At 69.8% G+C, this 20,170-nt stretch carries 18 protein-coding genes; 3 read left to right on the top strand and 15 right to left on the bottom strand.

What is annotated here, in order from left to right; translation table 11 throughout:
* Positions 1-263: 263 nt before the first annotated feature.
* A complete protein-coding gene (locus tag BB334_RS02790; RefSeq protein WP_068804082.1) occupies positions 264-1,904 on the top strand; it encodes an acyl-CoA synthetase in 1,641 nt (546 codons plus the stop codon).
* Between the two features lie 73 nt (positions 1,905-1,977).
* The gene (locus BB334_RS02795) at positions 1,978-3,396 is read left to right on the top strand and encodes a solute carrier family 23 protein (RefSeq protein WP_068804084.1); all 1,419 of its coding nucleotides are present in this window, start codon (positions 1,978-1,980) and stop codon (positions 3,394-3,396) included.
* 71 nt (positions 3,397-3,467) lie between these two features.
* On the opposite strand, the gene BB334_RS02800 is transcribed toward BB334_RS02795, so the two are convergent.
* From BB334_RS02800 to BB334_RS02830, 7 genes are all read right to left on the bottom strand, one after another.
* Positions 3,468-3,926: a DUF411 domain-containing protein gene (locus BB334_RS02800; protein ID WP_068804086.1), complete on the bottom strand. Its 459-nt coding sequence runs from the start codon at positions 3,924-3,926 to the stop codon at positions 3,468-3,470.
* A gap of 88 nt (positions 3,927-4,014) precedes the next feature.
* Positions 4,015-7,086, bottom strand: coding sequence for an efflux RND transporter permease subunit (locus BB334_RS02805; RefSeq protein ID WP_068804088.1), 3,072 nt, complete (start codon positions 7,084-7,086; stop codon positions 4,015-4,017).
* 73 nt (positions 7,087-7,159) lie between these two features.
* The gene (locus BB334_RS02810) at positions 7,160-7,378 is read right to left on the bottom strand and encodes a hypothetical protein (protein ID WP_068804091.1); all 219 of its coding nucleotides are present in this window, start codon (positions 7,376-7,378) and stop codon (positions 7,160-7,162) included.
* Positions 7,379-7,443: 65 nt separating this feature from the next.
* Complete coding sequence (locus tag BB334_RS02815; RefSeq protein ID WP_083200242.1) at positions 7,444-8,478, bottom strand: efflux RND transporter periplasmic adaptor subunit; 1,035 nt, start codon at positions 8,476-8,478, stop codon at positions 7,444-7,446.
* The gene (locus BB334_RS02820) at positions 8,468-9,382 is read right to left on the bottom strand and encodes an adenylate/guanylate cyclase domain-containing protein (RefSeq protein ID WP_068804093.1); all 915 of its coding nucleotides are present in this window, start codon (positions 9,380-9,382) and stop codon (positions 8,468-8,470) included. Before BB334_RS02820 ends, BB334_RS02815 begins: the two co-directional genes overlap by 11 nt.
* Before the next feature lie 113 nt (positions 9,383-9,495).
* Positions 9,496-10,416 (bottom strand): ribose-phosphate diphosphokinase, encoded by a 921-nt coding sequence (locus tag BB334_RS02825; protein ID WP_068804095.1) that lies wholly within the window; start codon positions 10,414-10,416, stop codon positions 9,496-9,498.
* The gene (locus BB334_RS02830; protein WP_068804097.1) at positions 10,416-11,996 is read right to left on the bottom strand and encodes a thymidine phosphorylase family protein; all 1,581 of its coding nucleotides are present in this window, start codon (positions 11,994-11,996) and stop codon (positions 10,416-10,418) included. Before BB334_RS02830 ends, BB334_RS02825 begins: the two co-directional genes overlap by 1 nt.
* A gap of 133 nt (positions 11,997-12,129) precedes the next feature.
* Between BB334_RS02830 and BB334_RS02835 the strand changes: the two genes are divergently transcribed.
* Positions 12,130-13,389 carry an Hsp70 family protein gene (locus tag BB334_RS02835; RefSeq protein ID WP_068804099.1) on the top strand — a complete coding sequence of 420 codons (1,260 nt, stop codon included), beginning with the start codon at positions 12,130-12,132 and terminating at the stop codon, positions 13,387-13,389.
* On the opposite strand, the gene BB334_RS02840 is transcribed toward BB334_RS02835, so the two are convergent.
* The 8 genes from BB334_RS02840 to BB334_RS02870 all read right to left on the bottom strand — a co-directional run bounded on the left by BB334_RS02840 (position 13,380) and on the right by BB334_RS02870 (position 20,170).
* Complete coding sequence (locus BB334_RS02840; protein WP_068804102.1) at positions 13,380-14,402, bottom strand: DUF5924 family protein; 1,023 nt, start codon at positions 14,400-14,402, stop codon at positions 13,380-13,382. The two genes, BB334_RS02835 and BB334_RS02840, sit on opposite strands and share 10 nt — an antisense overlap.
* A 93-nt stretch (positions 14,403-14,495) precedes the next feature.
* Complete coding sequence (locus BB334_RS17385) at positions 14,496-14,645, bottom strand: DUF2474 domain-containing protein (protein WP_083200243.1); 150 nt, start codon at positions 14,643-14,645, stop codon at positions 14,496-14,498.
* Positions 14,645-15,652 (bottom strand): cytochrome d ubiquinol oxidase subunit II, encoded by a 1,008-nt coding sequence (gene cydB, locus BB334_RS02845; RefSeq protein WP_068804104.1) that lies wholly within the window; start codon positions 15,650-15,652, stop codon positions 14,645-14,647. Before cydB ends, BB334_RS17385 begins: the two co-directional genes overlap by 1 nt.
* 4 nt (positions 15,653-15,656) lie before the next feature.
* The gene (locus BB334_RS02850; RefSeq protein ID WP_269798985.1) at positions 15,657-17,150 is read right to left on the bottom strand and encodes a cytochrome ubiquinol oxidase subunit I; all 1,494 of its coding nucleotides are present in this window, start codon (positions 17,148-17,150) and stop codon (positions 15,657-15,659) included.
* 94 nt (positions 17,151-17,244) lie between these two features.
* Positions 17,245-17,607, bottom strand: a complete 363-nt coding sequence (locus tag BB334_RS02855) for a hypothetical protein (protein ID WP_068804105.1) — start codon at positions 17,605-17,607, stop codon at positions 17,245-17,247.
* A 128-nt stretch (positions 17,608-17,735) separates the two neighbouring features.
* A complete protein-coding gene (locus BB334_RS02860) occupies positions 17,736-18,401 on the bottom strand; it encodes a TetR/AcrR family transcriptional regulator (protein WP_068804107.1) in 666 nt (221 codons plus the stop codon).
* Positions 18,402-18,569: 168 nt separating this feature from the next.
* Positions 18,570-19,232, bottom strand: coding sequence for an ABC-type transport auxiliary lipoprotein family protein (locus BB334_RS02865; RefSeq protein ID WP_068804114.1), 663 nt, complete (start codon positions 19,230-19,232; stop codon positions 18,570-18,572).
* Positions 19,229-20,170, bottom strand: a complete 942-nt coding sequence (locus tag BB334_RS02870) for an MlaD family protein (RefSeq protein WP_068804116.1) — start codon at positions 20,168-20,170, stop codon at positions 19,229-19,231. Before BB334_RS02870 ends, BB334_RS02865 begins: the two co-directional genes overlap by 4 nt.

Raw genomic sequence — 20,170 nt, forward strand, 5'->3', positions numbered from 1 at the left:
CTTCGCTGTCCATGCCGGACGAATCCAGCGTTCCCGCCATCGGCTTCCGCTCCCTCCTGCGCCCGGCAACGGCCGGGTTCGCGGCGAACAATTCTAGAGGTCCGTGCCGGCGACGTGAGCGCCCGACAAGATTCAGTACATTCCGACGAAATTCCAGACAAGCTTTTTTGCGAACCTTGCCGGGTTGGCAAGGCGGGCGGGCACGAAGGCGTGCGCCGGCCGCGCCCCGTCGATCACAGAGATTTCCACCAGGAGTTGCACGGATGACGACCACAATCTACGAACAAGGCCTCGGCAAGAACGCCGCCAACTACGTGCCGCTGTCGCCGCTGAGCTTCATCGAGCGCACCGCGATGGTGTACCCGACGCGCACCAGCGTGATCCACGGCGTGCGCCGCTTCACCTGGAGCGAGACCTACGACCGCTGCCGCCGTCTCGCGAGCGCGCTCGTCGCGCAAGGCATCGAGCGCGGCGACACCGTGGCGGTGATGCTGCCCAACGTTCCGGCGATGGTCGAGGCCCACTTCGGCGTGCCGATGACCGGCGCGGTGCTGAACACGCTCAACACCCGGCTCGACGCCGAGGCGCTCGCCTTCATGCTCGGCCATGGCGAGGCGAAGGTGCTGATCACCGACCCCGAGTTCGCCGGCGTGATCGGCGCCGCCCTCGAGTTGCTCGAAGGCGACAAGCCGCTGGTGATCGACGCCCTCGACGCCGAGTACCCGGGCAGCGAGCGCGTGGGCGAGATCGAGTACGAGGACTTCATCGCTGAAGGCGACGCGAACTTCGCGTGGCAGCTGCCCGCCGACGAATGGGACGCGATCGCACTCAACTACACCTCGGGCACCACCGGCAACCCGAAGGGCGTGGTCTACCATCATCGCGGCGCCTACCTGAACGCCGCCTCCAACATCATCAGCTGGGGCATGCCGCAGCACGCGGTGTACCTGTGGACGCTGCCGATGTTCCACACCAACGGCTGGTGCTTCCCGTGGACGATGGCCGCCAACGCCGGCATCAACGTCTGCCTGCGCAAGGTCGACCCAGCGCTGATCTTCGAGCTCATCCGCAGCCACAAGGTCACTCACATGTGCGGCGCGCCGATCGTCTACGGCATGCTGATCAATGCGCCCGATGGCCTGCGCGCCGGCATCGAGCACAGCGTTGCCGGCCTCATCGCCGGTGCCGCGCCCCCGGCAGCCATCATCGAAGGCGCCGAGAAGATCGGCTTCGACATCACCCACGTCTATGGCCTGACCGAGACCTACGGCCCGGCCTCGGTGTGCGCCAAGCACCCCGAGTGGGACGCGCTGCCGATCGACCGCCGCGCCGAGCGCAACGGCCGCCAGGGCGTGCGCTACCACATGCAGGAAGCGATCACCGTGCTCGACCCGGAGACGATGGAGCCGGTGCCCTGGGACGGCGAGACCATGGGCGAGATCATGTTCCGCGGCAACCTCGTGATGAAGGGCTACCTGAAGAACGAGAAGGCCACCGAAGAGGCGTTCGCCGGCGGCTGGTTCCACACCGGCGACCTCGCGGTGATGCACCCCGACGGCTACGTCAAGATCAAGGACCGCTCCAAGGACGTGATCATCTCCGGCGGCGAGAACATCTCCTCGCTCGAGGTCGAGGAGGTGCTCTATCGCCACCCGGCGGTGATGACCGCGGCCGTGGTCGCGAGGCCCGACGAGAAGTGGGGCGAAGTGCCGGCCGCCTACATCGAGGTCAAGGACGGCTCGGGTGTCACCGTCGACGACATCATCGCCCACTGCCGCGAGCACCTGGCGCGCTACAAGGTGCCCAAGCACATCGAGTTCTGCGTGCTGCCCAAGACCTCCACCGGCAAGATCCAGAAATTCGCCCTGCGCGAGATGGCCAAGTCGGCCTCCGCGATCGAGTAAGCTTCTGCCGGACCGGCTTGCGGCCGGTCCGGCGTTCTCCAACACGCATAACGACAATCAAGGAAGACAAGCCATGCTGATCCAGCGCGAGTACGGCGCCGAGCATCCCTACTGGCCGCTCGGCCCGTTCAAGATCCGGCTGCCCTTCATCCATTACCGCTGGGAATTCCCGGAGATGGTGCAGGGCCTGTTCATGTTCGTCGTCAGCCTGGGCATGATCCCGCTGCTGATGAAATACCTCGCCATGCCCTACGAGGCGGCGCTCGCCTTCTGCGTCGTCGCCGGCGTCGGCTACCTGCTGCCCGCCCTGCTCGGCGTGCCGCTGGTGCCGGGCTGGATCACCCCCGCGATCCCGGTCGTGCTGCTCTACCTGCAGGGCTTCGAGCCCGGGCCGGAGGCGGTCAAGGCGATGTTCGCCCTCCAGCTCGAGGTCTTCCTCATCTTCCTGTTCCTCGGCATCACCGGGCTGGGCAACAAGCTGGTGACGATCATCCCCAACTCGCTCAAATCCGGCATCATCATCGGCGCCGGCATCGCGGCGATGATGGGCGAGCTCAAGACCGGCGGCCGGATCGACGCCACCCCGATCTCGCTGCTGATCGGCTCCATCGTCTCCGCCTACATCCTGTTCTCGCTGTCCTTCAAGCACATCGTCGAGACCAGCCGGTTCGCCAAGATGGTCTCCAACTTCGGCATGATCCCCGGCATGTTGATCGCCATGGCAATCGGCTGGGCGGTCAGCGAGTACCCGCTGCCGGATATCGAATGGGGCATCACCCAGCCCGACTTCGGCCTGATGATGCAGTACCTGGTGTTCAACGTCGGCATGCCGAGCGCGGACATGTTCCTGCTCGCGATCCCCACCGCGATCATCGCCTACGTGATCGCCTTCGGCGACATCCTGGTCGGCTTCACCCTGTGCAAGCGGGTCGATCACCTGCGTCAGGACGAGAAGATCGAGCTCGACGTCACCCGGGTGCACATGGTCACCGCGCTGCGCAACGGCCTGCATGCCCTGCTCGCGCCCTGGCCCGGCCTCGCCGGCCCGCTGTGGACCGCCGCCCACGCCACCGTCGCCGAACGCTACGCGCTCGGCCGCAAGGCGATGGACTCGATCTACTCCGGCGGCGGCACCTTCTGGATCACCGGCCTGATCGCCATCTTCATGCTGCCGCTGGTCAGCGTGTTCAAGCCGGTGCTGCCGATCGCGCTCTCGCTCACCCTGGTGCTCACCGCCTACATCTGCATCATGGTCGGCATGGAAGAGCTGAAGAACTCGAGCGAGCGCGGCGTGGCCGGCATCGTCGCGGTGACCCTGGCGATGCCCGACCCGAAGTCGACCGTGTATGCGGTGGTGATCGGCCTGCTGCTGTGGTGGCTGATCGAGCGGCCGAACGCCGCCCAGCGCGCCAAGCAGGACCTGTCGATCATCGGTGACAACACCGCCGACATCGAGGCGGGCGACGAGCACGGCGTGGCGAGGAAAGACTGAGGCCGGCTCGCCCGAGTAACGCGACGCGGCGCCCTCGGGCGCCGCGTTTTTTTCACCTTCGGCGCGCCGCCTCAGTGGCGGGCGAACACCGTCTGCCCGCCCTCGCCGTCGAAGGCGATGACCTCGTAGCGCTCGGCCGGATACGGCCCTTCCATGCCCGGCGAGCCGAGCGGCATGCCGGGCGCCGAGAGGCCGACGATCGCCGGCCGCTCGGACAGCATGCGGCGCACGTCGGCCGCCGGCACGTGGCCCTCGACGATGTAGCCGCCGACCTTCGCCGTGTGGCAGGAGCCGAGCGCCTGCGGCACGCCCGCCTCGCGCTTGACCCCGGCCATCGCGCCGGTGGCGACCTCCTTCACCGCGAAACCGCTCGCGCGCATGTGCTCGGCCCACTTGCCGCAGCAGCCGCAGTTCGGATCCTTGTACATCGTCACCTCCTCGCCGGCCGCGGCGGCCGGACCGAAGGCGATGCCGGCGGCCAGCGCGGCGACGGCGAGCAGGGAGTGTCGAGCTCGGCGAGAGCGATTCATTGCGATCTTCCTTTTCAGATGGGTTCGTCTTTCGTTTCCCGGTCCCGGTGGACCGCTGGCGACGGAATTGGTTTTGCGCGCCGCCGCCTCAGGAGCGGCGATCCATCGCCAGGCGATATACCAGCGGGATCGCGAACAGCGTCAGTACGGTGGAAAAGCCCAGCCCCCAGACGATGCTCGCCGCTACCGGCCCCCACATCAGCGACTTGCCGCCGAGCCCCACCGCGAGCGAGAACAGGCCGCCGATCGTCGTGATCGAGGTGATCAGGATCGGCACCACGCGGCGGCGCGCGGCATAGATCGCCGCATGCCTGACACTCATCCCCGCCGCCCGCCGCTCGTTTGCGGCGTCGATCAGCACGATCGCCGAATTGACCGCGATGCCGGTGAGCGCGATGACCCCGTACAGGGTGTACAGCGACAACGGGTTGCCCGACACCAGCAGGCCGAGGACCACCCCGGTGAACGCGAGCGGCACCGTCACCAGGATGATGAAGGGCTGGAAGTAGCTGCGGAACTGGGCCGCGAGGATCAGGTAGATCAGGCCGACGCCGAGCGCGAACAGCCGCCCCATCGAATCCAGGCTCTCCTCGATGTCCTCGAGCTCGCCGGAGAAGTCCAGGGTCACCGCGGGAAAGCGTGCCTGCAGCCCGGCCCAGGCTTCCTTGGCCCGATCGTTGGCCTCCACGGTGTCGATCACCGTCTTGTCGAGATCGGCCTCGACCGTGATCGCGCGTGTCAGCTGGTAGTGGCGGATGTAGCCCTTGGACAGCCGCGCCTGATGGTCGACCAGTTCGCCCAGCTGCACGCTGCGGCCATCGGCCAGCGGCACCGGCCGCTGCAGCAGCTCGGTGACGTCGGCCAGCGTCTCGGGACGGGCGCGCACCACCACCTCGATCTTCTCGCCCTCGTCACGCGTCGTCGCCACCATCTCGCCCTCGCCGTACAGGCGCAGCAGGCGCGACACCTCGTGCGCACCCACCCCGGCGCGCGCCAGCTTCTCGCGGTTGAGCACCAGGCGCAGCTCGTTGCGACCGGGCACGTCGTCGTCGGTGATGTCCTTCGCCCCCGGCAGCCGCGCGATCTCGGCGAGCAGCGCATCGGCCGCGGCGCGCAGCTCGGCATAGTCGTCGGCCATCATCTTGATGCTGATCGGCTTGGCAGTGGGCGGCCCGCCCTTGAGCTCGAGGAAGGAGAAGCGCGCCTCGCCGCCGAGCGCCTCCACCGCCGGCCGCAGCGCGGCGATGATCGCGCCGGTTTCGCGCATCTCGCCCTCGCGCGGCTGCAGCGACACCAGCACCTGGGCGTACTGGTCACCGTACACCGGCTCGGTGTCGGTGAACTTGAGGCCGGCATAGCTCGCGACCGCGCGCAACTCGCTGCCGTCGAGCGTCCGCTCGACCACGGTCGCCGCCCGCTTCGCCTCCGCCAGGCTGCGCTCCAGGGTGACGCCGGCCGGCAGGTCCACGCTGACGTAGAACAGCCGCATCGAGTCGAAGGCGAAGAACTGCACCTGCACGAGTCCGCCCACCACCGCGCCCGCCGACGCCGCCATCACCAGCAGCAGCGCGAGCAGCGCCCGCCGCGGCCGGCGCAGCACCGCTACCAGCGCGCGCGCATAGCGCAGCCGCAGGCCGTGGGTCAGGCGCTCGCGCCAGGCCTGGACGCGGCCGCGCTCGCCGGCAGGCAGCGTACCCAGCGCGAGCACGTGCACCGGCAGGATCCAGAAGGCTTCGAACAGACTCACCAGCAGGCCGACGGTGACGACGAAGGGCACGATGAACATGAATTTGCCGAGGATGCCGGAGAGCAGCATCAGCGGCAGGAAGGCGGCGATCGTGGTCGCTACCGAGGCGAGCACCGGCAACCCCACCTCGCCCACCCCCTCGGTCACCGCCTCGAGCGGCGGATCGCCGCGCTGCAGCCGGTAGTAGATCGATTCGACGATGACCACCGCGTCGTCCACCAGCATGCCGAGTGCGATCACCACCCCGAGCAGCACGGTCAGGTTGAGCGTCGAGTCGATCAGTCCGGCCGCGATGAAGGTACCGGCGAGCGAGAACGGCACGCCGAGCCCGACCAGCAGGGCCAGACGCGCGCCGAGGAAGAGCCAGCACATGAACAGCACCGCCAACAGGCCGAACACCGCGTTCGACTCCATCACCTCGATCGCGTGGCGGGTGGCGTGAGTCTGGTCGTCGACCAGCGTGAGTCGCAGCCCCTGGCCGGCGAGCAGCGGGTTGCGCGTCTCGGCGAACGCGTGCAGGCGCTCGACCAGCTGCAGGGTATTGGCGCGTGCCTGCTTGGTGATCGACAGCATCACCGCCGGCTGGCCCCGGTAGCTCACGAGCTGGGAGGGGCGCTCGTGGCCACGCTCGATGCGCGCCACCTCGTCGAGCGCGACCCGCCCCGTGGGGGTGACGATCGCCGCCTGCGCGAGCCGCTCGGGATCGGGCGTCTTGCCCTCGAGCCGCACCAGCCACTCGCGGTCGTGCACGCGGACGCGGCCGCCGAGGGTGTTGCGGAACCAGGCCCCGACGCCGTCGGCGAGCTCGATCGGCGACAGGCCGGCGGCGGCGAGGCGGGCGGGATCGAAATCCACGTGCAGCTCGGGCTCGTCCAGGCCGGCGGCGATCACCTGGTCGACGCCGTCGAGCCGCTCGATCGCCTTCTTCATCGCGAACGCGGTGCTGCGCAGCGTCTCGCCGCCGCTGCCGTGCAGCACCAGGATCGCCGACGGGAAGCCGTTCGAACTGGTGATCTCCAGCACCACCGGATCGGTCGCGTCCGGCGGCAGCTCGGCCGAGGCCTTGTTCTGGATCTCGCGGCGGAGATCGTTGATGCGCTTGTCGAACACCCGCTCGGACAGCTCCTCGAAGCGCACCAGGATGGACGACACGCCCTCCCGGCTCGAGGAGGACACGAAGCGGATGTCCTTGATCTGCTTGATCGCGTCCTCGAGCGGCCCGGTCAGTTCACGCTCGACGTCCTCGGCGGAGGCGCCCGGCAGCGCGGTCATGATGTTGACCCAGTTGAAATTGACTTCGGGGTCCTGCGCCCGAGGCAGCGTCAGATAGGTGAAGATCCCGCCCAACAGCACGATGAGGAAGGCGATGTTGGCGAGCGGATGGTTCTGGATCAGGCGCTGGTAGAGCTTCATCGTGCGATTCGCCGAGGCGGGAGGCGCTCACGGGCGCGGTTGGGATGACCGGGGGGCGCGCCTGCCCGCGCGCTCAGCCGCGATGCTCGGGCAGGAGGGCCGCCGGCCACTGCCCGTCCGCCAGGTCCTGGTAGCGCTCGGGCCACTGCGCGAGCAGCGCCTGCACCTCCGGCGCCTCGTCCATCATGCCTTCGGCGGCCCACTGCCGCACCAGCTCGCGCCCCCAGCGGTTGTCGTGGGCGTGGCGTTTCAGGTTGTCCAGGCGCATGCGCCAGATCGCGTCGTTCTTCATGTCGGGATCACCTCGTTTCGGGGGCGGCGCGGCCACGGCTCGGCACCGCGGCCGCCGCCCCGCTGCTATCGGTCTGTCGCCGCGGACGCCTCGAGTGCAAAGCCGAAGCGGCCCTCGTCGATGATGCGGGCGTCGGCCGGCCAGTCCAGCGCCACCGACCGGCCGGCCTCGGCCTGCGGCAGCGCGATGAAGTGCGGCTCGCCATCGCGCTCGACCCAGGTGCCCAGCGTGCCCTCGCGTTCCTGGACGTAAGCCGGCGGCAGATGCGGACGCGCGCTGCGCCAGCGCAGCTCGCCCGCAAGGCCGGGCGCGAGCGGAGCCGGACTGTCGAGCACCACTTCCCGCACCTGGCCGGCGGCCTCGACCAGCGTCGACACGCGACGGATCGTGACCGCCTGCCGCAGCTCGCCAGCGACCAGGGTCCATTCGCCCGCCGCGCGAAGGCTGTCGATCGCCGACACCGGCACCCGGGCGCGCAGCTCGGCATCCCTGCTCGCGGCGAGGCGGAGCAGCGGCGTACCGGCCACCGCGAGATCACCGACATTGGCGATACGCTCGCGCACTACCCCGGCGTAGGGCGCACGCAGCGTGGTGCGCGCCAGATCCAGGCGGGCGGCGGCGAGCGCCGCAGCGGCGGCGTCGCGTTCGCTGCGCAGAACGGCGAGTTCGGTCTCCTTGATGCGCAGGCCGTCGCGGCTGATGAAGCCCCGACCTTCGAGCGAGCGGGCCTGCGAGAGCTGGGCCTCGGCGAGCCGGATGCGGTTGTCCACCAGCGCGAGCGCGGCGCGGGCGCGATCGACCTCGATGCGGTACGCGGCGTCGTCGAGCCGCACCAGCACTTCGCCGCGCCCCACCGCCTCCGCCTCGCGCACCGGCATCGCCACGATGCGCGCCGACACCTCGGCGGCGAGGCTGGCCTCCTCGCGCGCGACCACCGTCGCCTGCGCGCGGAATTCGGGATAGACCGCCAGCTCGGACAGCGGGCGCGCGGTCCAGCCGGCACCGAACGCGCCCGAAGTGAGCAAGGCAAGCAGGGCCCCCAGCACCGGGCCGGAAAATCGCCGCCCGGTGCGCGGCACGCGGGCGGCCTCAGAGTTCATTGATGACGCGAAAGGCCACCGTTGGCGCGGTGAAGTCTTCCGGGGCGGCGCCCAGGCCGATCTCGCCCTCGCCATAGAGGGTGCAGCTGTCACGACGCAGGCTGACCGGCGCCGGCGAACCCACGAAGCGCACCCAGGTGCCGTTGCTGCTGAAGTCGGTGATGACGCACTGCCCGCCCGACCATTCGATACGGGCATGGCGGCGGGACACCCGGGGATCGCTGACCTTGAAGCCCGCCGCCTCGCCGCGGCCGATCGTCAGCGAACCACCCGAGGGGGCGAGTTCCGCGCGCTGGTCGAGCCGCTCGAGGTCGATGCGCTGGATCACGCGCTGACCGGTGTGCAGCTCGTACATCTCGAGCGGGATCGTCATCGTGGTCTCGGCGGTGCGCGACCAGTCGATCCGCCACACCGGCAGCGGCTCCGCCTTGCCCTTGATCGTCAGCCGGTCGAGACTGTGGCAGGACTGCCGCTTGGCCGCCGGCAGCGCCTTGTACACCGATTCGCCGATCAGGATCTCGTTGGCCTGGGCGCGATCACTCAGGCGTGCGGCGACGTTCACCGCATCGCCGTAGCAGTCACCGTCGTGCTCGATGATGAAGCCGCGCTCGATACCGGTCTTGACGCCGAGCGTCGCGCTGACGCCCGCGTCCGCGGGCAGGTCGCGCAAGACATCCTGCGCCCGCGCGCTCGCGTCGACCGCCGCCACCGGGTCGTCGAACAGCGCCAGCACCCCGTCGCCGAGATACTTGATCACGCGCCCGCCGGCGCGCGCGAGATGCACGCCGAGCGCCTGGGTGCAGCGCGTGACGATCTGCGTCGCGGCGACATTGCCTGCCGTCTCGAACAGGCCGGTGCTACCGGTCAGATCGGCGAATACGACGGTCTTGGCAAGTTGCTCCACGAAGTTCCTCGGGCAGCGGTTCGACGACGGAAACCGTCCGCGGGACGGTTACACCCACTATGGGCAGCCGGTAAAGAAGCGAATCGTAACACAGTGCTTACATAGCCATGTCATCAGTCCGGGAGCGCCGCGGCACCACCGACGAAGCCGATGCGCCGCAGGGCCTCGGCCAGCAGCGGTGCGACGCTGAGCGCGTTGCTCGAGTGGTTGATGCAGTCGGTGCTCCACACCTCGCCGACCCCTGCGGCAAGGATCGCGTCGAGCGCGTCGGCGGCGAACAGCGCATGGGTCACCGCGACGTCGATCGAGGACGCGCCCGCCGCCTGCAGCAGCGCGGCCGCCCTGGCCAGCGTGCGCCCCGAGCTGGCGACGTCGTCGAGCAGCACCACCGGACGGTCGCGGAATGCGAGCGGCGGCAGTGCGATGTCGACCTCGCGATCGCCGTGACGGGTCTTCACGCACACCGCGTGTGCGAGCCCCCCGGCAGCGGCCGCCGCCTCCACCCACTGCGCCGACTCCTCGTCGGGGCCGAGCAGCAGGGCATCTGGCCGCCGCGCCGCGACCAGCTCGCCGAGCAGCGGCGCCGCCGACAGCGCGACCGCATCGCCGAGCGGCACCGCCTCGGCCAGGTGGTCGATCCGGTGCAGGTGCGGGTCGACCGTCAGCAGCGCATCGAACAGTACGGCGAGGAAATCGCCGACGATGCGCTGGCTCACCACCTCGCCCTCGCGGAAGGCGAAGTCCTGCCGCATGTAGGCGAGATAGGGCGCGACCAGACCGAGCCGCTGCGCCCCCAGCGCGCGCGCGCCGCGCGCCGCCAGCATGAGCTCCACCAGTTTCTCGTTGGGGCGATGCAGGCTGCGCAACAACAGCACCTGCGGCGGCAGGCGTGGCGGCAGGCGCAGGCGCAGCTCGTCGTCGGGAAAGCGGTGACGCTCGATGCAGGCGCATGCGAATCCGCCGGCTTGGGCGAGCCGCGCGGCGGCCTCGGTCTCGTCGTCGAAATGCAGCAGCAGGGCGGGTGTGGTGGCCATCAGTAGCCCACGAAAAGGTGCGGCAGCTCGTCCGCGCTGCCGATCGCGTAACCCGAGGCGCGCACGGTGGCGTGGCGCGCGAACTCGAGGTCGGCCGGGAAGGCGGCACGCACTTCGTACAGCGGCTGGCCGCGCTTCACCGTGTCGCCCTGCTTGCACATCAGGTCGACGCCTGCGCCCGGCACCTTGGGCGCGCCCGCGAGGCGGGCGATGCGGGCGAGCTGCAGGTTGTCGATGGCGGTGACCACGCCGTCCTCGGTCGCGGCGACGGGGAAGTGCAGGCCGGCGAGCGCCGGCGCGTGGTGGTCGAAGGGCTTGCGCCCCTGGGCATCGATCAGCGCCTGCATCTTCGCCAGCGCGCGACCGGAGTCGAGAATGTCGCGCGCGATCGCGAAGCCGTCGCCGCCGCGTACGTCGGGGTCGAACTCGATCATGCGCCCGGCCAGACGCAGCGACTTCTGGCGCAGATCGTTGGGCGCACGCGGGTCGCCCTCGAGCACCTGCATGACGTCGCGCGCCTCGAGCATCGGCCCGATGCCGTTGCCGATCGGCTGGCGGCCGTCGGTGATCAGCACGTCGATGGTCAGGTTCATGCGCCCTGCGACGAACTCGAACAGCTTGCGCAGGCGCTGCGCCTCGGGCATCGAGCGCACCTTCGCACTCGGCCCCACCGGGATGTCGAGCACGAGATGGGTGGATCCCGCGGAGACCTTCTTGGACAGGATCGACGCCACCATCTGGCCGGGCGAATCGATCGACAGCGGCCGCTCCACCGAGATCAGCACGTCGTCGGCGGGCGACAGCCGCGCGGTCCCGCCCCAGGCAAGGCAGCCGCGATGCTCGCGCACGATCTCGGCCATGCGTTCGAAGGACAGCTCGACATCCGCCAGCACCTCCATCGTGTCGGCGGTGCCCGCCGGCGAGGTGATCGCGCGCGACGAGGTCTTGGGGCACAGCATGCCGTGGGCGGCGACGATCGGCACCACCAGCATCGAGGTGCGGTTGCCCGGAATGCCGCCGATGCAGTGCTTGTCGACCACCGGGCGCTCGCGCCAGTCGAGCTGGCGACCGACCTGAGCCATCGCGTCGGTGAGGAAATACACCTCCTCGCGGTCGAGCTCGCCCTGGTTGGTGGCGACCACGAAGGCGGTCAGCTCGATCTTGGAATAGCGATGCTCGGCGATGTCGCGCACGATCGCGCGGAAGTCCTCACGGTCGAGCCGCTCGCCGGCGATCTTGCGATGGAGGGCCGGGATCGAGCCGGCCGGCTCGGCCTGCGACACGGTGACCGGCACGCCGTCGGCGGCGCCGAACTGGGCGAAGGCATCCTCGGACAGGCCGAGCTCGCCGCAGCCCACGATCGAGGCGTCGTCGACCACGTTCAGGGTGGCGAGAATGCGCTGGCCGTTGGCACACACTTCGACCTTCGCCAGCGCCTGGAAGCCCTCGGCGCGGTAGCGCTCGCATTCCCGGTGCAGATAGGCGACGTTCTCCCGGTAGGTGTCGATCGCCACCCGGCGCAATGCGAGCGGCGCGCCATTGGTGGCAGGCGCGACCGGTGCGGATGAGCTGGTTTCCATGCTGCTAGCCTACACCCGGGCACGCCTCACTTGAAGCGCGCCCGGCGCCCTAAGGTATCGGCGCGGGTCCGCACTGGCCCGATCCGCCCGCGTCGAGTAGCATCGCCGGCCCGCCACCGAACCCGCTTCCGCCATGGAAACTCCCGCCCGCGCCTGCGGCATCGACTTCGGCACCTCCAACTCCACCGTCGGCTGGGCGCGCCCCGGCGCGCCGCTCCTGCTCGCGCTCGAGGACGGCAAGCCCACCCTGCCCTCGGCGGTGTTCTTCAATGCCGACGAGGACAGCACCCACTACGGCCGCGCCGCGCTGCATGAATACCTCGAAGGCTACGAAGGCCGCCTGATGCGGGCGCTGAAGAGCCTGCTCGGCAGCAGCCTGATCGACGGTCACACCGAGGTGCTCGGCCGCGCCCTGCCCTTCCGCGCGCTGCTGGCGAGCTTCATCGGTGAGCTCAAGGCGCGCGCCGAGGCGCAGGCGGGACGCAGCTTCGAGCAGGCGGTGCTCGGCCGCCCGGTGCACTTCGTCGACGGCGACGAGGCGGCCGACCGCAAGGCGCAGGACGAGCTGGAGGCGATCGCGCGCGGGGCGGGCTTTCGCGAAGTGAGCTTCCAGTTCGAGCCGATCGGCGCGGCGCGCCACTACGAGGCCGGCCTCGAGCGGGAGGAGCTGGTGCTGATCGCCGACATCGGCGGCGGCACCGCCGACTTCTCCCTGCTGCGGCTGTCGCCCGCGCGCCTGGCGCGCGAGGACCGGCGCGACGACCTCCTCGGCAACGCCGGCGTGCACATCGGCGGCACCGACTTCGACCGCGCGCTGAGCCTCGACTGCGTGATGCCGCTGCTCGGCTACCGGAGCCGCACGCGTGCGGGCGCGGAGCTGCCCTCGGCGCTTTTCTTCCAGCTCGCCACCTGGCACACGATCAACTTCGCGTACACGCGCCAGGCCTGGGCCGACCTGCAGCAGCTCTACCGCGGCGCGAGCGCGCGCGCCGCGCTCGATCGCCTGTCACGCCTGATCAACCAGCGCGAGGGCCACTGGCTGGCGCTGCAGGTGGAGGAGGCGAAGATCGCGCTCTCGCACGCCCACCGCGCCGAACTCGATCTCGACCGCCTCGAGCCCGGCCTCGCCCACGTGATCGAGCGCGAGGACTACGTGCGCGCCACGCAGGGCCTGGTCGAAGGCGTGGCGGCGACCGTCGATGCGCTGCTGCGCGCGTCCGGCGTCGCCCGCGAACGGGTCGATACCGTCTACTTCACCGGTGGCGGCAGCGCGGTGCCACAGCTGCGCGCGCGCATTGCCGCCGAACTGCCGGGCGCGAAGCGCGTGGAAGGCGACCTGCACGGCAGCATCGGCGCCGGTCTCGCGCTCGAGGCGGCGCGCCGCTACGGCTGAGACGGGCGCACGTTGAAGCGCAGCATGCCGATCATCTGGCCGGCGTCGGTCAACACCTTGACCTGCCAGCGGCCGGCCGGCTCGGCGGGAAAATTCTCCTTGTGGGTCCACGCCCGGTAGCCTTCCTCGCGCCCGCCCTGGATATCGATCGCGATCCGGTCCACCTCCTGGCCATCCTGCAGCCAGACGTGGTGTATGCGCTCGCGCAGCCCGAGCGGCGCATTGATCGCGGTGTAGGCATACAGCCCACCGTCGCGCAGCTGCGCGTAGCTCACCTCGTGCACCCGGTTGGCGGGCGCGCGGTTCTCGCTGTCGATCTCGGTCGCCACCGCGACCTCGGTCAGCCACAGCGTGGCCGGCGGCACCCACAGGCGCGCCAGCCAGCCACCGCCGGCGAGCGCCACCATCAGGCCGACGAGCAGGAACTTGCGCCACCAGGCACGCACCGTGATCGAGCCGGCGAGGCTGGGAAAGGAGAGCACGACCGCCACTGCGAGCGCGAGCCGGTAGCTGTCGCCGGTGGGCACACGCAGGATCAGCGGCAGCGCGGTCAGCAGGACCGCAAACAACGCGACGGTGTGATAGGTGAGGTACACCCAGCGCCTTGGCGCCAGCCAGCGGTAGTAGAGCGGATCGATGATCGCCACCAGCGCGGCCGCGATCAGCAGGCCGGTGAATACCAGCTGGCCGCTGTGCCAGGTGGTCGCGATGAACAGGAAGGGCAGGACGAAGAACAGGCTTTCCTGGTGGATCATCTGGGTCGCATAGCGCAGCACCCCGGCCGGCACGCGAAAGCCGAAGCGGCGCGCGACCCACGCGCGCAGCGCCTTCTCGAGCACCAGCCAGATCCAGCTCACCAGCATCACGACCGCGATCACGCGGGCGAAGCCCTCGTGGCGCTCGACCATGGCGTAGCTGGCGATGCCCGATACGAAGCCGAACCCGGCGATGAGGCCGGGATAGCGGCGGACGCGCGCGACGAGGCGCAGCAGGCGATATTTCCAGATCGACACGATGGCGCCGAATATACACGCGGCGCGACGGGGCCGCCGGCCGCAACGAATCCTGTTGCACAAACGGCGGCGCGCGGCGCGCTCGGGCCATGCCTAGGCGCTCAGGCCCACCGCGTTCATGATCTGGCGCAACAGCCAGGCGAACGCACCGAGCGCGAGCACGCTCGCCGCCCAGATCGCCACCAGCCAGCCGAAGCGGGCGAGCCGCCGCCGCGTCGCCGACGAATGCCGCGCCGCCCGCATCAGTGGTAGCCCTGGCTCGCGTCGACCTTGCCGCGGAAAACATAGTAGCCCCAGGCGGTGTATATCAGGATCAGCGGGATGATCAGCAGCGCGCCGACCAGCGCGAAGCTCAGGCTCTGCGCCGGCGCGGCCGCCTCCCAGATCGTGATCGAGGGCGGGATCACGTTCGGCCAGATGCTGATGCCGAGTCCGCTATAACCGAGGAACACGAGGCACAGCGTGAGCACGAAGGGGCTCGCGTCGGGCGCGCCGTCGAGCCGCTTGAGGAGCTGCCACACGGTGGCCACCACCAGCACCGGCACCGGCGCGAACCACAGCGTGTTCGGCCAGCCCAGCCAGCGCGCCGCGATCTCGGGATGAGCGAGCGGCGTCCACACGCTGATCACGGCGATCACCGCCGCCAGCGCGATCGTCAGCGGCCGGCCGATCTCCACCATGCGCGCCTGCAGCGGCCCGCCGGTCTTGAGGATCAGCCAGGTGCAGCCGAGCAGCGCATAGGTCACCACCAGGCCCAGACCGGTGAAGATCGAGAATGGCGTCAGCCAGTCGAGCCCGCCGCCGGCGTAGGCCCGGTCCACCACCTCGATGCCCTGCAGGAAACCGCCGAGCGTCACGCCCTGGAAGAAGGTGGCCACCAGCGAGCCGCCGATGAATGCCTTGTCCCACCAGTGGCGACGCTGATCGCTGGCCTTGAAGCGGAACTCGAAGGCCACGCCACGGAAGATCAGTCCGAGCAGCATCAGGATCAGCGGCAGGTAGAAGGCGGTCAGCACCACCGAATAGGCGAGCGGGAAGGCGGCCAGCAGGCCGGCGCCGCCGAGCACCAGCCAGGTCTCGTTACCGTCCCAGACCGGGGCGACGGTGTTCATCATGACGTCGCGGTCGACCTTGCCCCGCACGAAGGGATAGAGCAGGCCGATGCCCAGATCGAAGCCATCCATGACGACGTACATCATCACCCCGAACAGGATGATGACGGCCCAGATGAACGGAAGATCGAAATCCATGGCGTCAGCCTCGCGTCGTGGCAGTGGCGGGAGAGAGCCGTTCGTCGGCAGCCGACAGCGGCCGCGCGGGTGTTCGCGGCTGGCCCGGCCCGCCGCGCGGCGGATGCTCGCCTTCGTGCGGCACCGGTCCGAGCGCGATCAGCCGCAGGACGTAGACGGTGCCGGCGCCGAAGACGACGAAGTAGACCACGACGAACAGCGCGAGGCTGATCCCGAGCTGGTCGGCGCCCACCGGCGACACCGCGTCGGCGGTGCGCTGCAGGCCGTACACAACCCAGGGCTGGCGGCCGATCTCGGTGGTGAACCAGCCGGCGAGCATCGCCACCAGCCCGCTCGGCCCCATCCACAGGGCGAAGCGCAGCAGCGGCCGCGACTTGTGCAGCCGGCCCTGCCATCGTGCCCACAGCCCCCACGCGGCGAGCGCGATCATCAGCAGCCCGAGGCCCACCATGACGCGGAAGCTCCAGAACACGATGGTCGCGTTGGGCCGATCCTCGGGCGCGTACTCCTTCAGACCGGGAAACTGGCCGTCCCACGAGTGGGTCAGGATCAGGCTGCCGAGACGGGGGATCTCGAGCGCGAAGCGGGTCTCCTCGCGCGCCATGTCGGGCCAGCCGAACAGGATCAGCGGCACGCCGGCGCCGGGCTCGTTCTCCCAGTGCCCCTCCATCGCGGCGATCTTGGCCGGCTGGTGCTCGAGCGTGTTGAGACCGTGGAAGTCGCCCACCAGCGCCTGCGTGGGCGCCGCGAGCAACAGCATCCACATCGCCATCGACAGCATCTTGCGCAGCGCGGGATTGTCACGGCCGCGCAGCAGGTGCCAGGCGGCCGAAGCGGCCACCAGCAGCGCGGTACAGATGAAGGCGGCCAGCACCATGTGCGCCAGCCGGTAGGGGAAGGAAGGATTGAAGATCACCGCCAGCCAGTCGGTCGGCACCACCCGGCCGTCGATGATCTCGAAGCCGGCGGGGGTATGCATCCAGCTGTTGGAGGCGAGGATCCAGGTCGCCGACACGAGGGTGCCGAGCGCCACCATCACGGTGGAGAAGAAATGCAGGCCGGGGCCGACCTTCTTCCAGCCGAACAGCATCACCCCGAGGAAGCCGGCCTCGAGGAAGAAGGCGGTGAGCACCTCATAGGCGAGCAAGGGCCCGGTGATACTGCCGGCGAAATCGGAAAAATAGCTCCAGTTGGTGCCGAACTGGTAGGCCATCACCAAGCCGGAAACCACCCCCATGCCGAAATTGACCGCGAAGATCTTCGACCAGAAGTGATACAGGTCGCGGAACACGGACTGGCCGGTGCGAAGCCAGCAGGCCTCGAGCACCGCAAGGTAGCTCGCCAAGCCGATCGTGATCGCGGGGAACACGATATGGAAAGAAACCGTGAACGCGAACTGCGTCCGCGCCAGCAACAATGCATCCAGATCCCACACGATCCACGCCCCCTTGCCCGCGTTGCGATAGAACCGCCCGGCGATCGCCGGGGTGACCGGCAATCAGGTTAGCGGAAAAAGGCGGACATGGGGGAAAGGGGGTTGTGCAGCGCAATATCAAGGTCGGCCGTCCCTGCCGCACTGGCAGGGGGCGCGATCAGGCATCGCGCCGCGATTCGCTCCCCGGTTCGCGTGCCGGATCGACTTCGCGGATGACCTCGCCCTCGAGCACCAGGCCACCCTCGCGTTGCGCAGCGCGCGCCGCCGCCCATGCCGCGGGCCCGCCCTGTTCACGCATCTGGCGGCGCAGGTCGCGCGTCTTCCACCAGAAATAGCCCCAGGCGGCCGTACCGACGGTGAGCAGTACGGCGAACAGCACCACCGAGAACATCAGCGCGACGCCCACCAGACCGACGGTGGCGACCAGCGCGACCGCCTTGCGCCACAGGCTGGGTGGCTGTCCGGCGGTGCCGAAAGCCCGTTGATGGAAGTGGAGGAAGCGCTGACGATCGGTCTGCATCGTTGGGAGATCCTTGCCGCATCCGCGGCGTAAATGGGTGACGAACTATAGGACGCCGCCGTCGGCGAAACGATCCCTCGCCGCCACCCTACATTGAAACAGCGCGCAACAGGCGGCGCGCCCCGGACTCACAACGGCCCGGAGGAGCGGTCCGGCGGGCTCAGCCGCTCGAGGATGCCGACGACGAAGACCTCCCTGATCTCCTCGAGCGTGCCCGTCTTGCCGCGGATCCGCTCCAGGGCAGGGCGACCGGTCACCAGCAGCGAGAGCGCACCGAGCAGGCCCAGATGCAGGATCACCGGATCGCGGATCGCGAGCACGCCGGCCTCCTGCGCCGCCTTCCACAGCGGCAGGTAGACCGCCAGCCAGGGCGCGAGACTGTGCGTGATCAGATGGTCGAGCCGCTCGCCCGGCTCGCTCATCTCCTGCATCAGCAGCTTCGTGATCCGCGGCTCGGCGACGACCTCGTCGAACAGCTCGGTGAGGCCGATCCGCAAGCGCTCCGCGAGCGGCAGCGCGGGATCGGCGAGCTTCGGCGCCCACTCCGCGAACGTCGCACGGTTACGCTCGAACGCGGCGTCGACGACCGCGGCCCACAGTTCGCCCTTGGAGCCGAAATAATGCGCGATCATCGCCATGTCGCAACCCGCCTCGGCGGCGATCTTGCGCAGGCTGGCGCCCTCGTAGCCGAAGCGGGCGAAGTGGGTCAGGCCGGCGTCGAGGAGTCGCTCGCGCGAATGGGAGTTACCCCCTTTCGGGCGCCCGCGGCCGCGGGGTGGCTGAGTGGCTGTCATGGTGGAACCTGCCGAAAGCGCGAGGGAAGGTCGTGCCGCACCTGCCGTCGCATGCATGTCATCGAGGGTCGGCCAGCGTGCGGGGGCGCGGCGCCACCGGACGCTTCCATCCTAGACCCGAAATGAATTTCGCGCCGCCCCGAGCTTGGGCGAGGCACACCCCCGGGCTCAAGGCCGCGCGGCCTGCGCCTCTTCGATCACCCACTCGACCAGCTCGACGGAGAGCGCGTCGGCCGCGGCGCCGAAGGCCCGCACCACCTCGGGTACCGCGGTGCCGGCGACCCGGCGGCGCAACTCGAAATGGCGGCTGGCCACGATACGCCGGCCCAGCGGCCGCACCAGACGCGCATCGAGCCGGATGACGATCTCCGGCTCGCCGTCGCGGTACTCGCTCTGGAACGCGCGCAGGTCGCTGTCGAGCTCGAAGTCGGCGTGCAGCCGGCGCTCGTCGCTGCTCAGCGCGGTCACCCGGCCGTCGGTGCGGAAGGCCTCGAACAGGCGGTCGCGTAGCAGCACCGGCGCGGGATCGCTCCAGCTGGCGCCCTTGTAGACGCTGACCCGGCTGGGCTCGGGCAGGACGACGATGCGGGCGCTGGCCAGGTGCCCGCCGGCGGCCGGCTGGGCGATGCGCAGCGACCACGCCTGAGTCTCGCCCCGACCCGTGGCCGGGGCCGCGGCCGACGGCAACAGATAGGTGTCCACCGGCTCCGGCCGCGGCAGCACGCTGCAGGCGGGCAGCAGCACGGCGAGGCCGAGTGCGGCGAGCAGGCCGCGGGCGCAAAGCGGGCGGACGGAAAGCGGGCGGCGGGCGGAGGCACGGAATCGGATCATGGCTGGAATTCCTTGGTCGGTTCGAGGCCGAGGAGGAAGTCGGCCGGCCGGTCTTCGAGTTTGCGGGTGATGTTGCGCAGCGCCGCGAGCGTGGCACCGAGCTCGGCGACCGCCGGCCCGAGCTCGCCCAGGCCGCGCATGCCGCTGTCGAGCTGGCCGCGGTTGTCCGCGACCAGGGTGTCCACCGTGTTCATCGCGCGCTCGAAGGCGAGCATCGCGCCCTGCGCGCTCTCCAGGGTCTGCGTGGCGCGACCGTCGATCAGGCGGCTGGTCGAGGCCATCATCCGGCTCGCCTCGGCGAGCGCGCGATTGGCCTGCTCGCCGGCGAGCGCGAGCTGCGTCACTGCGCGCCCGAACTCGTCGCGCTGAGCGGCGAGCGCGCCGGTGGCCTGGTCGAGGCTGGCCAGCGTGCGGCCGATGTGTTCGACGTTCTCGGGGGAGAACAGCGCGCGCGCCTGCACCAGGATTTCATTGACGTTGTAGATGACGTCCTCGCCGTCGGCGAGCAGGCGGCTCATCGGCGAGGGCGTGGCGACGATCACCGGCACCTCGTCGCCTTGCGGGCGCAGCGGCGGGCTGTGCGGGTCGTCGCCGCTGGTGAGGCGGATCAGGTACAGGCCGGTGATGCCCGCCGGCACCAGGCGGGCGCGGGTGTCGCGGCGGATCGGCGCGGTGCGGTCGACGCTGACGCGGGCGAACACCCGGCGCGGATCTTCCGGGTCGAGGCGCAGGCTGGCGACCTCGCCGACCTTGATGCCGTTGAACTCGACCGTGCTGCCCTTGGTGAGACCCGACACCGCCTCCTGGAACACGATGTCGTAGGTGTCGGCCTGCTTCTCGCTGCCGGCCTTGGCCAGCCACAGCGCGAACAGCAGCGCGGCGACCACCACCACCAGGGTGAACAGGCCGATCAGCACGTGATGGGCGCGGGTTTCCAT

This window comes from Thauera phenolivorans (assembly GCF_001696715.1).
Classification (GTDB): Bacteria; Pseudomonadota; Gammaproteobacteria; order Burkholderiales; family Rhodocyclaceae; genus Thauera; species Thauera phenolivorans.

Bases quoted from the DNA above. Each gene is read 5' to 3' on its own strand.
- BB334_RS02790 (WP_068804082.1), top strand. From the start codon at position 264: ATGACGACCACAATCTACGAACAAGGCCTCGGCAAGAACGCCGCCAAC.
- BB334_RS02795 (WP_068804084.1), top strand. From the start codon at position 1,978: ATGCTGATCCAGCGCGAGTACGGCGCCGAGCATCCCTACTGGCCGCTC.
- BB334_RS02800 (WP_068804086.1), bottom strand. From the start codon at position 3,926: ATGAATCGCTCTCGCCGAGCTCGACACTCCCTGCTCGCCGTCGCCGCG.
- BB334_RS02805 (WP_068804088.1), bottom strand. From the start codon at position 7,086: ATGAAGCTCTACCAGCGCCTGATCCAGAACCATCCGCTCGCCAACATC.
- BB334_RS02810 (WP_068804091.1), bottom strand. From the start codon at position 7,378: ATGAAGAACGACGCGATCTGGCGCATGCGCCTGGACAACCTGAAACGC.
- BB334_RS02815 (WP_083200242.1), bottom strand. From the start codon at position 8,478: ATGAACTCTGAGGCCGCCCGCGTGCCGCGCACCGGGCGGCGATTTTCC.
- BB334_RS02825 (WP_068804095.1), bottom strand. From the start codon at position 10,416: ATGGCCACCACACCCGCCCTGCTGCTGCATTTCGACGACGAGACCGAG.
- BB334_RS02830 (WP_068804097.1), bottom strand. From the start codon at position 11,996: ATGGAAACCAGCTCATCCGCACCGGTCGCGCCTGCCACCAATGGCGCG.
- BB334_RS02835 (WP_068804099.1), top strand. From the start codon at position 12,130: ATGGAAACTCCCGCCCGCGCCTGCGGCATCGACTTCGGCACCTCCAAC.
- BB334_RS17385 (WP_083200243.1), bottom strand. From the start codon at position 14,645: ATGCGGGCGGCGCGGCATTCGTCGGCGACGCGGCGGCGGCTCGCCCGC.
- cydB (WP_068804104.1), bottom strand. From the start codon at position 15,652: ATGGATTTCGATCTTCCGTTCATCTGGGCCGTCATCATCCTGTTCGGG.
- BB334_RS02855 (WP_068804105.1), bottom strand. From the start codon at position 17,607: ATGCAGACCGATCGTCAGCGCTTCCTCCACTTCCATCAACGGGCTTTC.
- BB334_RS02860 (WP_068804107.1), bottom strand. From the start codon at position 18,401: ATGACAGCCACTCAGCCACCCCGCGGCCGCGGGCGCCCGAAAGGGGGT.
- BB334_RS02865 (WP_068804114.1), bottom strand. From the start codon at position 19,232: ATGATCCGATTCCGTGCCTCCGCCCGCCGCCCGCTTTCCGTCCGCCCG.
- BB334_RS02870 (WP_068804116.1), bottom strand. From the start codon at position 20,170: ATGGAAACCCGCGCCCATCACGTGCTGATCGGCCTGTTCACCCTGGTG.